Annotated in this window: 14 protein-coding genes; 12 read left to right on the forward strand and 2 right to left on the reverse strand. The window is 50.3% G+C overall.

The window, feature by feature from the left end; genetic code table 11:
- Positions 1–20 precede the first annotated feature (20 nt).
- From EHT87_RS08335 to EHT87_RS08370, 8 genes are all read left to right on the forward strand, one after another.
- Complete coding sequence (locus tag EHT87_RS08335) at positions 21–734, forward strand: phosphoadenylyl-sulfate reductase (RefSeq protein WP_124905687.1); 714 nt, start codon at positions 21–23, stop codon at positions 732–734.
- Positions 735–834: 100 nt separating this feature from the next.
- Positions 835–1,743, forward strand: a complete 909-nt coding sequence (gene cysD, locus EHT87_RS08340; protein WP_124905689.1) for a sulfate adenylyltransferase subunit CysD — start codon at positions 835–837, stop codon at positions 1,741–1,743.
- A gap of 12 nt (positions 1,744–1,755) precedes the next feature.
- Positions 1,756–1,995 carry a hypothetical protein gene (locus EHT87_RS08345; RefSeq protein ID WP_124905691.1) on the forward strand — a complete coding sequence of 80 codons (240 nt, stop codon included), beginning with the start codon at positions 1,756–1,758 and terminating at the stop codon, positions 1,993–1,995.
- Entirely contained in the window at positions 1,995–2,366 is a 372-nt protein-coding gene (locus EHT87_RS31830; protein WP_124905693.1) for a PIN domain-containing protein, read from the forward strand. The genes EHT87_RS08345 and EHT87_RS31830 overlap by 1 nt, the downstream gene beginning before the upstream one ends.
- A 57-nt stretch (positions 2,367–2,423) precedes the next feature.
- Positions 2,424–3,677 carry a sulfate adenylyltransferase subunit 1 gene (locus tag EHT87_RS08355; RefSeq protein WP_124905695.1) on the forward strand — a complete coding sequence of 418 codons (1,254 nt, stop codon included), beginning with the start codon at positions 2,424–2,426 and terminating at the stop codon, positions 3,675–3,677.
- A gap of 257 nt (positions 3,678–3,934) precedes the next feature.
- A complete protein-coding gene (locus EHT87_RS08360) occupies positions 3,935–6,106 on the forward strand; it encodes a ferredoxin-like domain-containing protein (RefSeq protein ID WP_124905697.1) in 2,172 nt (723 codons plus the stop codon).
- A gap of 87 nt (positions 6,107–6,193) precedes the next feature.
- Positions 6,194–6,946, forward strand: coding sequence for a uroporphyrinogen-III C-methyltransferase (cobA, locus tag EHT87_RS08365; protein ID WP_124905699.1), 753 nt, complete (start codon positions 6,194–6,196; stop codon positions 6,944–6,946).
- A 114-nt stretch (positions 6,947–7,060) separates the two neighbouring features.
- The gene (locus EHT87_RS08370; RefSeq protein WP_124905701.1) at positions 7,061–7,630 is read left to right on the forward strand and encodes a precorrin-2 dehydrogenase/sirohydrochlorin ferrochelatase family protein; all 570 of its coding nucleotides are present in this window, start codon (positions 7,061–7,063) and stop codon (positions 7,628–7,630) included.
- On the opposite strand, the gene EHT87_RS08375 is transcribed toward EHT87_RS08370, so the two are convergent.
- A complete protein-coding gene (locus EHT87_RS08375; RefSeq protein ID WP_124905710.1) occupies positions 7,627–7,962 on the reverse strand; it encodes a hypothetical protein in 336 nt (111 codons plus the stop codon). The genes EHT87_RS08370 and EHT87_RS08375 overlap by 4 nt on opposite strands.
- Positions 7,963–8,097: 135 nt before the next feature.
- Here EHT87_RS08375 and EHT87_RS08380 point away from each other — a divergent pair, with 135 nt between their 5' ends.
- A complete protein-coding gene (locus EHT87_RS08380; RefSeq protein WP_124906097.1) occupies positions 8,098–8,514 on the forward strand; it encodes an OsmC family protein in 417 nt (138 codons plus the stop codon).
- A gap of 163 nt (positions 8,515–8,677) precedes the next feature.
- Positions 8,678–9,472: a thymidylate synthase gene (locus EHT87_RS08385; protein ID WP_124905712.1), complete on the forward strand. Its 795-nt coding sequence runs from the start codon at positions 8,678–8,680 to the stop codon at positions 9,470–9,472.
- A gap of 71 nt (positions 9,473–9,543) precedes the next feature.
- On the opposite strand, the gene EHT87_RS08390 is transcribed toward EHT87_RS08385, so the two are convergent.
- Entirely contained in the window at positions 9,544–9,828 is a 285-nt protein-coding gene (locus EHT87_RS08390; protein ID WP_124905714.1) for a 2TM domain-containing protein, read from the reverse strand.
- Between the two features lie 144 nt (positions 9,829–9,972).
- On the opposite strand from EHT87_RS08390, the gene EHT87_RS08395 reads away from it, so the two are divergent.
- Both EHT87_RS08395 and EHT87_RS08400 read left to right on the forward strand, forming a co-directional pair.
- On the forward strand, positions 9,973–11,670 hold the full coding sequence (locus tag EHT87_RS08395; protein ID WP_124905716.1) for a helix-hairpin-helix domain-containing protein: 1,698 nt from the start codon (positions 9,973–9,975) through the stop codon (positions 11,668–11,670).
- A gap of 112 nt (positions 11,671–11,782) precedes the next feature.
- Complete coding sequence (locus tag EHT87_RS08400; RefSeq protein ID WP_124905718.1) at positions 11,783–14,185, forward strand: TonB-dependent receptor; 2,403 nt, start codon at positions 11,783–11,785, stop codon at positions 14,183–14,185.
- Positions 14,186–14,188: the final 3 nt, after the last annotated feature.

Genomic DNA, 14,188 nt, shown 5'->3' on the forward strand with positions numbered 1-14,188 from the left:
TTAAAGTCCGTAGGTATACTATGATAGCAGAACCTTCCCATACACTCGAAAGCCTGACCGACCTGCTGGCGGGCAAAAGCGAGGTCGAAAGCTTGCAGACACTGGCCGAATTGTTCCCCGGTCAGGTGGTTTTTTCAACCAGTCTGGGCTATGAAGATCAGGTCATTACGGATATGATTCTGGCCAATAACCTTCCCATCCGGATTTTTTCGCTGGATACCGGCCGGATGTTCAATGAAACGTATCAGGTCTGGCAGAAAACCAACAGCCGCTACGACACCAAAATTGAAGCCTATTATCCGAAAGGCGAACCGCTCGAAAAAATGCTGAGTGAGAAAGGCCCGTTCAGCTTTTACGAGTCCATCGAAAACCGCAAGGAATGTTGCTTTATCCGGAAAGTGGAACCGCTGAACCGGGCGCTGAAAGGCAACAAAATCTGGGTGACCGGTATTCGCGCCGAGCAGTCGCAAAACCGGCAGACCATGACCCAACTGGAAGCCGACGACAGCCACCAGCTGATCAAATTCCATCCGCTCATGAACTGGTCGTTCGAGGAAGTGAAAGCGTACGTCCGCAAAAACAATGTGCCGTACAACCCGCTCCACGACCGCGGTTTTGTGTCGATTGGCTGTCAGCCCTGTACGCGTGCCATTCAGGAAGGGGAAGACTTCCGGGCCGGCCGCTGGTGGTGGGAAGACAATTCGAAAAAGGAATGCGGTTTACACGCTAAATAATCCCCTCCGGTAAACTCTGCTTTGCGTAACTCCGCGATATAATTCAAAGAGTTGTTTCGCGAAGTTACGCAGAGATAAACGGAGGAAAGCAGAGATCAATATGAGTTACAAACTTGATTACCTAGATCAACTCGAATCGGAAGCGATTCACATCATGCGCGAAGTGGCCGGCCAGTTTGAACGGCCCGCGCTGCTGTTTTCGGGCGGAAAAGATTCCATTACGCTGGTGCATCTGGCGCTGAAAGCCTTTCGGCCCGGCAAATTTCCGTTTCCGCTGGTTCACATCGACACCGGTCACAACTTTCAGGAAGCCCTCGATTTCCGGGACTGGCTGGCCGAAAGTCTGGGCGAAAAGCTGATTGTCCGGTATGTAGAAGATACGATTCGGGAAAAGAAGCTGAAAGAACCGACGGGCCGGAACGCCAGCCGGAATGGGTTGCAAACGTTCACACTGCTCGACACCATCGAAGAATTTGAGTTCGATGCCTGCATCGGTGGCGCCCGGCGCGATGAAGAAAAGGCCCGCGCGAAAGAACGCGTTTTTTCGGTTCGCGATGAATTTGGCTCCTGGGACCCCAAACTCCAGCGTCCCGAACTCTGGAATATCTACAACGGCAAGGTTCACAAAGGCGAAAATGTGCGGGTTTTCCCGATTTCCAACTGGACCGAACTGGATGTCTGGAACTACATCAAGCGCGAAAAAATCGACTTGCCGAGCATTTATTTTGCCCACGAACGCGAGTTAATCCTGCGCGACGGCAAACTGCTGGCGACGGCCAAAGGCGTTATTCAACCCGAAGAGAGTGACCAAATCGTCATCCGGAAAGTGCGTTTCCGGACGGTTGGCGACATTTCCTGTACGGCAGCCGTTGAGTCGGATGCAGACACCCTCGAAGCCGCCATTGCCGAAATCCAAGCCACCCGCATCAGCGAACGGGGCGAAACCCGGATTGATGATCAGGTGTCGGAAGCAGCCATGGAAGACCGGAAAAAGGGCGGATATTTTTAAATTCTGATACCTATGCAGGTTTTAATAGAAGTGCCGGATGAAAAAGCTCAGTTTGTGATTGAGTTGCTTAAGCATTTGACCTTTGTGGAAATTAAGGATAATACATCTCTTTCTCTCTCTCCGTTGCCTCATTCACAGACTCAGCATTCATTATCACCTAAAACCACATCGCTCCTGGGATCATTTCCGGCTTTAGCTCGTGATGATTTCAGTCAGGCACGAGAGGAAGCAATAGTAAAAAAACACTATTGATGAAACCTGTAGTCTTTATCGATACGAATGTCCTCATTGATTTACTTGCCAAAAGAGAACCTTTTTGGTACTCCTCAGCAAGTATATTCGATTTAGCTGAGCGAGAAACTATACAGGCGTATATAAGTCCTCTTACACTCGTAACGGTTTATTACATTCTTAGAAGTTATTACAAGATACCACATCCCTCAATTATTAATCAGTTTGAGGTATTATGTAGTTACGTTGGCATTTCCAGTATCTCAGATCAGCATACCGAATCCGCTATAAAATCAACTTTTACTGATTTTGAAGATGCCGTACTGTATGAAAGTGCAAAAGCATCCCGGATATTACAGAAATTATTACCCGTAACCCGAAGCATTTTTTAGTCAACGATGTAGCAATCTGTACACCGGATGAATTTTTAACTAAATACCTTTTTTAAAGTGGACTTACTCAGATTTATTACCGCAGGCAGTGTCGACGACGGCAAAAGCACGCTGATCGGCCGCTTGTTATACGATTCCAAATCCATTCTGGCCGACCAGATGGAAGCCATCGAACGCGCCAGCAAAAGCCGCGATGACGGTGAAATTGACCTGGCTCTCTTGACCGACGGTTTGCGCTCCGAACGTGAACAGGGCATTACCATCGATGTGGCTTACCGGTATTTCCAGACCACCAAACGCAAGTTCATCATTGTCGACGCACCGGGTCATATTCAGTATACCCGCAACATGGTGACGGGCGCTTCCAATTGTCAGTTGGCGGTTGTACTGGTCGATGCCCGTCACGGGGTGGTGGAACAGACGCGCCGGCATTCGCTGATTGCCTCCATGCTGGGAATTCCGCACCTGGTGGTTGCCATCAACAAAATGGATCTGGTGGGCTATTCGCAGGACGTCTACTCGAATATCTGTATTCATTACAATGAGTTGGCCCAGAAACTGAATGTCGGTGAGGTAACGTATATCCCTCTGAGCGCATTGAACGGCGACAATGTGGTGGATAAGTCAGTCAACATGCCGTGGTATGAAGGCGAACCGTTGCTGAGCTACCTCGAAACCGTGGTGCTCGACCAGGACGAAAACCTCACGGACGCCCGTTTTCCGGTTCAGTACGTCATCCGCCCGCAAACGGCTGAGTTGCACGACTACCGGGGATACGCCGGAAAAATCACCAGCGGTATTTTCCGCAAGGGTGATGCGGTAACGGTTTTGCCAACCGGTGAAACGTCGACGATCGACGCCATCGAAATTGCTGAAACGCACTACGACGAGGCTTTTTCTCCGATGTCGGTGGTGTTGCATCTGGCCGATGACGTCGATGTCAGCCGCGGAAACCTCATCGTGAAGTCGGATAACTTGCCGATTGTCAGCCAGAATGTCGAAGCACTCCTGTGCTGGATGGATTCCAAACCACTGAAAGTGGGCAGCAAATACACACTTCAACACGGCACTTTCCGGACGCGATGCGCCGTGCGCGAAATTGTCTACCAGCTGAATGTAAACACCTACGAAGAAACCGTAGACGTCGAGAGCCTGAAACTGAACGACATTGCCCGCGTCATATTGAAAACCGCCAAACCGGTGAGCTTTGATCCTTATAGCAAGAACCGGGTCAACGGGGGTGCTATCCTGATCGATGAAACCTCGAACGTAACGGTTGGAGCCCTGATGCTGCAAGGGGAAGCCGAATAATTCTTTTGGCTATGACCGACAGTTCAAGACCCGATCCTTTTTCAAAGGATCGGGTTTGCTTTTTTAAAGCGGTTTCGTTCTATAACCCAAAGTTATAACGCATAATAAAAAGTAGGCCGCTTTGCCCCGGAAACGGAACTCATAAAGACGTACATTTGTATGTAAACCATACCCTAAAGTGCCGGAATTCAAACCGGCCTTTTATTCAAAATATTAGTCTTTTAATTCTATCGACTATCTCACTAAAGCTATCGATTATGTCTGTTCAATTCACCGATAACGTCAGTGCAGCCGCCAAACGTGACATTCTGGTTCTACAGGAAAAAATTGGCAGTTTTGCTTCGGGCGACATGCCGGAAGAAAACTTTCGGAAATTTCGGCTGGGACGTGGCGTGTATGGCCAACGCCAGCCGGGCGTCCAGATGATCCGGATCAAGTTGCCCTACGGCCGGATTACCGCTGATCAGTTGATTCGGATAGCCGACATTTCCGATAAATACGCCACCGGTAATTTGCACGCCACCACGCGGCAGGATATCCAGCTTCACTTTGTAAAATTGGCCGACACGCCCCAACTCTGGTCGGATCTGGAGGACGCTAAAATTACCCTGCGCGAAGCCTGCGGTAATACCGTGCGAAACGTAACGGGTTCGGCCAAAGCGGGTATCGATCCCGATGAACCGTTCGACATAACGCCTTACGCCTACGCTATTTTCGATTATCTGCTTCGTAATCCGATCTGCCAGGAAATGGGCCGGAAGTTCAAAATTGCCCTGTCGTCGAGCGAAAAAGATGCGGCTTACGGATACATGCACGATGTGGGTCTGGTTCCCCGAATCAACGCCGAAGGCAAACAGGGTTTTAAAGTTATGGTGGGTGGCGGTTTGGGCGCACAACCCTATATGGCCGAAACCGCTTTTGAATTTCTGGAAGAAGATAAAATCATTCCGTTTATTGAAGGTGCCATCCGCGTTTTTGACCGTTATGGCGAACGGACCCGGCGGCATAAAGCCCGGATGAAATTTCTGTTGCAGGACATCGGACTGGACGAATTTTTACGCCGGATTGAAGAAGAACGCCTGGCATTGAAGAACAAAACGTATGCTATCAACACCGATTTGGGTGGCTCGGATGCAGAATCTGTTCATTCAGGGTTGCAATCCGCAACAGAGAACATCGGGAATGCTACGGGGTCGTCCGGCGATTCCGATGAGCGGTACCAGGCCTGGTTGAAAACCAATGTTTTCGAACAGAAACAAAAAGGATGGTATGCCGTTCAACTGCGCGTTTTGCTGGGCGATATGCACTCCGACAAAGCGCGGGCGCTGGCTTCGCTGGTTAAACAATACGCGGGTGACGACATTCGGGTAACCGTCAACCAGGGCTATTTACTGCGCTTCGTTCGTCCGGAAAACCTGCCCGCTTTGTATGCCGGTCTGGATACGTTAGGTCTGGCAACACCCGGTTTCGATTCGACAGCCGACATTACCACCTGCCCCGGTACGGACACCTGTAACCTCGCCATTTCGAGCAGCTACGGGATTACGCGGGTGCTGGAAAAAATGATGACCGCCGAGTTTCCCGACCTGATTTACAACAGCGATATCAAGATCAAGATTTCGGGCTGCATGAACGGTTGCGGGCAGCATTCGGTTGCCAACATCGGTTACCACAGCAGTTCGGTCAAAAACGGAGCCTATGTCATTCCGGCTTTGCAGGTATTGCTCGGGGGCGGTTTTAATGGCAAAGGCGAAGGTTTATTCGGGGATAAAGTCATTAAAATCCCGACCAAGCGCGGCCCGGATTCGCTGCGGATGCTGCTGAATGATTATGAAGCCAACGGTTTCGAAGGTGAATACTACAGCGACTACTACGCCCGCCAGGGAAAAAACTATTTCTACACGCTGCTGAAACCGCTGGCCGATCTGAAAACTCTGTCACAGGATGATTATACGGACTGGGATCATACGGAACAGTTTGTGACCGAAATCGGGATTGGTGAGTGCGCGAGTGTCATGATCGACCTCGTTGCTACCACGCTGACCGAAGCCGCCGAAAAACTGGGCTGGGCGCGCGAAGCGCTTAATGAAAGCCGTTGGGCCGATGCCATCTATCACGCTTATAATGTGTTCATTACCGGCGCGAAAGGCAGTTTGATGACGAAAGATATCAATACCAATACCCAACACGGTGTTGTGAGTGATTTCGACAAAAACTTCATTGGCGAAAAAGGATTTCATACTGAAGAAGGCGGTTTTAAAGCGTTGGTTTTCAGCATTAATAAAAATGAACCAACGGAAGAATTCGCCCGCTTGTTCATCACCCAGGCCGAGTCCTTTATCGAGAACGTGAAAGCGTATCGCGAACGCCAGATTGAACAGGATGGTCTGCCGGAATTGCGCGAACTGGTCATTGCCAAAGACAGCTAAGAAATGATGAGTTAAGAGTTAAGAATTAAGAGTTGTATGCGTCAGCCAACTCTTAATTCTTAATTCTTAACGCTTAACTCGTTATTCATGAAATTAACGTTGGTAGGTGCGGGTCCCGGTGATCCGGATTTGATAACTTTAAAGGGTGTAAAAGCTTTACAGCAGGCCAATGTGGTCATGTACGATGCGTTGGTGCACCCCGATTTACTGGATTATTGCAAGCCGGATGCCTTAAAAGTCTACGTTGGCAAACGGTTGAACGAATACTCGTGTACGCAGGAAGAAATCAACCCGTTGATTGTACATTATGCGCAGAATTACGGCACGGTCGTGCGGCTGAAAGGCGGTGATTCGTTCATTTTCGGGCGCGGGTATGAGGAGATGGAATACGCCCGGCAACACGGTATTGAAACGGAAGTAATACCGGGTTTGTCGAGCAGCTATGCCGTTCCGGCGCTGGCAGGAATTCCACTCACCACACGCGGGGTCAGTGAGAGCTTCTGGGTGGTTACCGGCACTACAAAAACCGGTCAACTCTCGCAGGATCTGCACCTGGCCGCACAATCGACAGCTACAGTGGTGATTCTGATGGGCATGCACAAACTGGCCGAAATCATGACGGTTTTCGGCGAATGCGGCAAAGCCGATTTGCCGGTTGCGATCATCCAGAACGGTTCCTTGACCGAAGAACAGGTCGTTACCGGAAACGTATCGACCATTCTGGAGCAAGTGTCCACCTCCCGGATTAGCTCCCCGGCCATCATCGTCGTCGGCGAAGTTGCCCGGCTGCGGGAATTACAACTAACTGATTTACAGCAGTCCATCGCTGATAATGAATAATTTGATAGGAACGCGGATTGAACGGATGTAACGGATTTACACAGATTTATCCGCTTTTTATCCGTTACATCCGTTCAATCCGCGTTCCTATCACCATTCCTTTCCTGCTGCTGTATGAACACCCTCTTCCCGATTTTCGTAAAAATTGAAAACCTGCAAACGCTGGTGGTGGGCGGAGGCTATGTCGGTTTGGAGAAAGTGACGGCTTTGTTATCCAACGCCCCCCATGCGCCCGTTACGCTGGTATCGCCTGAAATACGCCAGGAAATCGTCGACCTCGCCGGTCAACATCCTAATCTTCAGCTGATTTACGCTTTCTATTCTCCCAACCATCTGGACAACAACGATTTGGTTATTGTCGCCACCAATAATAAAGCCGTCAACCGTCAGATCCAGGTCGATTGCAAAACCCGTCGCATTCTGGTCAATGTGGCCGATACGCCCGATTTGTGCGATTTTTACCTCAGTTCGGTTGTCAAAAAAGGAGATTTGAAAATTGCCATTTCGACAAACGGAAAATCGCCGACTTTCGCCAAACGGTTTCGGGAAGTGCTGGAAGAAATTCTGCCGGATTCCCTTCAGGAAACGCTGGACAATCTGCAAGCGATTCGCAACCGGCTAAAGGGCGATTTTCAGCACAAAATGGAGCGGCTGAATGAGATTACGAAAGTGATGAAATCCTAAAAATGGGGTAATAATTCCGCCAGATTCAGCGGTTCTTTGCGTAGAATGAAGACGTAAATCAGCCCGGCCAACACCAGATACATCACAATCAGCCATTTCTTTTTCTGCTCAAACTCGGCGGGATGATGGTGGTAATCATAGTACATCGAAGCGGACAGGGCCATGACCATTAAAAAGAAGGAGAACACCGCACAGTCGGTCCGGTAGACGGAAATTTCCCGCATGAACCGGGCACCCATCAGAATATACAGCAGCCAAAAACCGAACCCGGCGCGGTATAAATAGACGCTGAACCGCCGGTCGTTTTTTAAATCAAATAGTCGGTCCGACATGATTGTCAGGAATTTATTCGAGTGAAATTACGTAATTTATAAGAAACTACCAATTTTGTAGCCGGTAGGTATACCATTAACGAAAAAACCATGCAAAGTGAGCAATCCAATACCGTTTCTCCCCCATTAAAAACGATGAAAGTGGAGCTAAACCGGGTCGATGATGCGTTCCATTTTGAAGCAACCGGTGTTTCTGATGTGCCCATCCATATCGATGGCGCTGTCGACATCGGCGGCCACAATGCCGGAGCACGGCCGATGGAAATGCTGCTGATGGGTCTGGCCGGATGCAGCGCGATCGATGTGATTCTGATTTTGAAAAAACAACGCCAGGTAATCGAGGATTTCCGCATTACCGTTGAAGGGCAGCGGCCCGCCGATACCGTTCCCGCTCCTTTTCAAACCATTCACCTGCATTATACGTTAAAAGGCGATCTGGACGAAGACAAGGCCCGCCGGGCGATCGACCTGTCGATGGATAAATATTGTTCGGCAACCGCCCAGCTCCGGCCAACAGCCAGCATCAGCTATTCGCTGACCATTGAGAAATAAAAAACAGATTCGGGAGGACCGACCAGAGCCATGAGAAAAACCGGTCGTTAGTAGTCAGATTACGAAGGTTTTGTCTTTTTTCTCTGGTCGACTCGCTCCGCTCCAAAATCTTTTATATGCTTCAAGGCTTTTGAACCCGAAAGCCTTTTTTTATTTTGGCACCATGAAACAATACCATGACCTGCTTCGCCATATTCTGGCAAACGGAACCCGTAAAACCGACCGAACCGGCACCGGTACACTCAGCGTTTTTGGCTACCAGATGCGGTTTGATTTACAGGAAGGCTTTCCGCTGGTGACCACGAAAAAGATCCACCTCAAGTCGGTTATTCACGAATTGCTGTGGTTTATCAAAGGCGATACGAATATCAATTACCTGACCGAACACGGCGTTAAAATCTGGGACGAATGGGCGGACGAGAACGGGGAACTAGGGCCCGTTTATGGCAAACAATGGCGCAGTTGGGAAGCCCCCAACGGCATGCTTATCGACCAGTTGCAGGACGTTTTGAAGCAACTGAAATACCGCCCCGATTCCCGCCGGATGATTGTTTCGGCCTGGAATCCGGCCGACGTTCCGAACATGGCTTTACCGCCCTGCCACGCTTTGTTTCAGTTTTACGTCGCCGAAAACCGGCTTTCGTGCCAGTTATACCAACGCAGTGCGGATGTGTTTCTGGGGGTTCCTTTCAACATTGCCTCCTACGCGCTGCTGACGATGATGATTGCTCAGGAATGTGGCTACGAAGCCCATGAGTTCATCTGGACGGGCGGTGATACGCATCTGTACCTCAACCATTTGGACCAGGTCAACCTGCAGCTTTCCCGCGAACCGCGCCCCCTACCGGTCATGAAAATCAATCCGGCCGTGAAGTCGATTTTTGATTTCAAATACGAAGATTTTAAGCTGGAGAACTATGATCCGTATCCGGCGATTAAAGCGCCGGTTGCCGTCTGACGTACCCACGGGCTTAGTCCGTGAGATTCTCGATATATTGCCAGTGGCTGATCATGCTAGGATCTGACGGACTAAAGTCCGTGGGTACGTTTGAGTTTTTCATATTCGCGTTCGGCCAGACTTTTTTCGTTAAAGCCGTGGTAAACACTGAAGTAATGAGAGATTAAGCCGATTCCCCAGCCCAATGTTGTCCAGATCGGCCAGGGATACACACCCCACCTTTCCCGAAAAACTAAAAAGATAATCAGCCAGATCAGCCAGAGAACAACATTGACAAACAGATAAGTCCGCAGATGCATTTTAAAGCCAGCCCGGGCTTTCGCCTGCTTCCAAAGATGAGGGTCGCGTGTGTCCATGTAGGGGAGCTACGATTGTTGGAGAATTTAAGTTACTGAGATTCGAAACATAAACCATGCGTTCGGCCAACTTTCTTTTGCAGCGGGACTGTAAGTAAACTTATTTGATTTTCTGGTCACAAAAACCGCCTTTTAACCACCACCATGTCCAACACCGAAATTATCGATATTCTGGAACTGACCGCAAAATTGATGGAACTCCACGATGTGGATGCGTTCAAAACCAGAGCGTTTCAATCAGCCGCTTTCAATCTTGACAAAATCAGCGAAGATCTTTCCAAATTGTCGTTTCCGGAACTGATCAAGTTGCCGGGAATCGGAAAATCCGTAGCAGGTAAAGTATTGCAGATTATTGAAACCGGCCGACTCCAGGACCTCGATGATTTGCTGGCCCAGACGCCCGAAGGGGTTATGGAAATGTTTCGGATCAAGGGCATCGGTGCTAAAAAAATCCGGGTCATCTGGCGCGAACTGGGAATCGATACGTTGCGGGATTTACGGCTGGCCTGCGAAAATGGCGAAATTGCCAAAATCAAGGGGTTTGGCGAAAAAACCCAACAGGCTATTCTGGACTCACTGGCTTTTCTGGAAAACCAGACCGGCAAGCTCCGCATGGACAAAGCCGAGGCACTGGCCAACCTGTTGCTCGATGTGTTCGAAAAAGAATTTAGCCGAGTCGAAATTACCGGACAGATCCGGCGCAAAATCGAAGAAGTCGATACGGTGCAATTCATCGTCAGCACCACCGATCCGATTGCGGCTTTTGACTTTCTTAATTCCCTTTCGTATCTCGAACAGAATGAAATTGACTCCTCTCCTTTCGTGTGGCGCGGTCAGACCAGCGGCTATGAGGTTCTGATTGAGGTGATTACAACGAGCCCGGATCAGATTGAAAGTCAAGCCTTTATTCATTCGGCGGCTGAAAAGCATCTGGCAACCATCGGTTCTTCGGGCTGGACCCTGCTCAGGACCAGCATGGCTTTTCCGGCCGAAACCGAAGAAGCGGTTTATCAGCGGACGGGACTTCCGTTCATTGTTCCCGAAATGCGGGAAGGCGGTACGGAGTTTGACTGGGCGCAGCGCCACACGCCCAACGACCTTGTCACCTGGGATGCCCTGCGCGGTATTCTGCACAACCACAGCACCTATTCCGATGGCAAACACTCGCTCGAACAAATGGCGGCCTATTGCCGGGAGTTGGGGTTTGCCTATTTTGGCATCGCCGATCACTCCCAGTCGGCCACCTACGCCAAGGGGCTGGAACCCTACCGCATCCAGCAGCAGCACGAAGAAATCGACCGGCTCAATGAACAGTTCGGCGGTTCGTTCAAAATCCTGAAAGGAATCGAGTCCGACATTTTGGGCGATGGCAGCCTCGATTACAGCGACGACATTCTGGCGTCGTTCGATTACGTCGTTGCGTCCGTGCACTCCAATCTGACGATGAGCAGCGAAAAAGCCACCGCCCGGCTGATCAATGCCATTCAAAATCCATATACGACCATTCTGGGCCATCCGACGGGCCGCCTGCTTCTGGCCCGGGCGGGGTATCCCATCGACTACAAAGCCGTGATCGATGCCTGTGCTCAACACGGTGTCGTGATTGAAATCAATGCCAGCCCGTGGCGGCTCGACCTCGACTGGCGCTGGGTTCAGTATGCCATCAATCAGGGTGTGATGCTCAGTATCAATCCGGATGCCCACGAGATGGCCGGTTTTCACGATATGCACTACGGCATTGCCGTTGCCAGAAAGGGCGGCTTAACCAAAGACATGACTTTTAATGCGCTGGATTTGCCGGAAATAGAAACGTACTTACAAAAAAGGAAACAGCAGGCCTAGATTGCGGTACTGATCGAATATTGTATGTAATTTTAATCTCATGTTTATTCGTTATTTACTACTCAATATTTGATCTTTACAAGATCGAACCAATTATTACGACCTGACGTACATGCGATTTTTCTACTTCACCTTTGTGTGCAGTTGGCTTCCTATTTTTATTGCTGTAGCTCAGCCTAAAACCGGCAAACCCAATCATTCATTAACGGGTTACATCCGCGATGCCGGTACCAAACAACCTATCCAGGGCGTGAATGTCTTTATTATGGAAAACCGCCGGGGCGTCACCACCAGCCGCGATGGCTTTTTTGTCATTTCCCTCCCCGTCGGCACCTACAACATTAAGTTTTCGCACCTTGGTTTTCGTTCCCAAACCCATACCATTACCCTCAATAAAACCGTATTGACGGAAATTCTGCTGGAAGACGATTCCAAAGATCTGGACGAAATCACCGTTACGTCGGAGGCCCCCGACCGCAACGTAAAGAAGGTCGAGCTGGGCGTTACGCAGATGACCATCAAGACGATCAAGCGGATTCCGGCTTTTATGGGTGAAGCCGACGTGGTGCGCAGTCTGTTGCTGCTGCCGGGCGTCACCACGGTGGGCGAAGGAGCGCCGGGCATCAACGTCCGCGGGGGCAGCACCGATCAGAATCTGGTGCTGATGGACGACGCGCCCATCTTCAATTCGAGTCACCTGATGGGCTTTTTCTCGGTATTCAATCCCGATATTGTCCGTGATGTAACCCTCAACCGGGGCGGTATTGCGCCCAGTATGGGCGGACGGGCGGCTTCGGTGCTCGACATTCGGGTGAAAGAACCGGAGGTGGAAAAATTGTCCGTTACGGGTGGGATTGGCCTGGTTGCCAGCCGTCTGGGAATTGAAGGGCCTCTGTTCACGAAAAAACTTTCGTTCCTGCTGGCCGGACGGGCCTCGTTCAATGATTTCCTGTTCAAGATTATGCCCCGCAGTATCCGCGATACGAAAGCCAATTTCTACGACCTGACGACCAAAGTGAAGTTTCAGCCCAACGAACAACATACCATCACGTTTACGGGCTATACCAGCCATGACGAATTTAAACTGGCTTCGGATTCGCTTTCAACGGTGGAGGTCAATGCTTCATCGACCATTTTTGAATACCGCACGGTCAATGGAACGTTGAAATGGAATTACTTCATCAACAACCGGCTCAATCTGACCACAACCGCCGTTTACAGCCAATACCGCCCCGAAACGTCCGCTCCCGATCCCGGCAACGCGTTTCAGCTTTCGTCGGAAATTCTGCACCGCCAGCTCAAGGCCGATCTGAGTTACACCCTGACCGACAACCACCAGTTGCAGGGCGGTATCAGTATCATCGATTATTACCTCCAGCCCAATCAGTTGATTCCCGGTTTTCAATCGAATGTCTTGCCAAAATCGCTGCCCATCGAACGAGCGTATGAACTGGCGGTCTATGCCCAGGATGAGTGGAAAGTGAACGATGCCTTTTCGGTGCTGGGCGGTATTCGCTATTCCGAACTGCTCAACCGGGGGCCAGCCTCGGTGCCGGTTTACCAGGAAGGCGTTCCCCGCGAACCCGAAACCGCCACGTCTTCCACCTCCTATCGGAAAGGACACATTTATCATCAGGCTGGCGGCATCGAACCGCGTCTGGCGCTGCGCTGGACGGTTGGTGAGGGCCAATCGATCAAAGCGGGCTACAACCGCCTGCGGCAATACATTCAGCAGATTACCAACACAACAGCCGCCTTACCCGTTTCGCGCTGGAAACTGAGCGACTCGTTTGTGAAGCCCCAGATTGCGGATCAATGGTCGGTGGGCTATTTTAAAAATACCGCCGGAAATGCGTTTGAAGCCTCGGCCGAAGTGTATTATAAAACCCTGAAAAACGTGGTCGACTACAAGGATGGTGCTGAATTGGTGCTCAATCCGACGCCGGAAACGGAGTTATTGCAGGGAACCGGCAAGGCGTATGGGTTGGAAACCCAGCTTCGCAAGAACAAAGGTCACTGGATTGGCTGGGTTAGTTACACCTATTCCCGGTCCCTGTATACCATCAACGGCCCGTATCCGGCCGAACGGGTGAACAACGGCCGGCAATATCCGGCCAATTTCGACAAGCCCCACACCCTGAATGCCATGACGACATTTCGGCCCAATAACCGGGTGAACGTCTCCTTCAACTTCACGTATAGTACCGGACGGCCCGTAACCCAGCCGTATGCCCGGGCGCGCGTCAATGGGATCATTGTTCCGATTTACATCAACCGGAATCAACAACGGATTCCTGATTATCACCGCCTGGATTTTGCCATCGAATTTAACCAGGATCCGGCGAAAAAACGGCGTTGGGAACGGAGCTGGGTGTTTTCCATTTACAACGTTTACGCCCGGAAAAATGCCTATTCTGTCTTTTTCAAGATGAATTCCGCTTCCCTGAGCGATGGTTATAAGCTGGCGGTTTTCGGGTCGGCTTTTCCGTCCCTGACGTATAATTTCAAGTTTTGACGT

This window comes from Larkinella knui (assembly GCF_003858645.1).
In the GTDB taxonomy this organism is placed as follows: domain Bacteria; phylum Bacteroidota; class Bacteroidia; order Cytophagales; family Spirosomataceae; genus Larkinella; species Larkinella knui.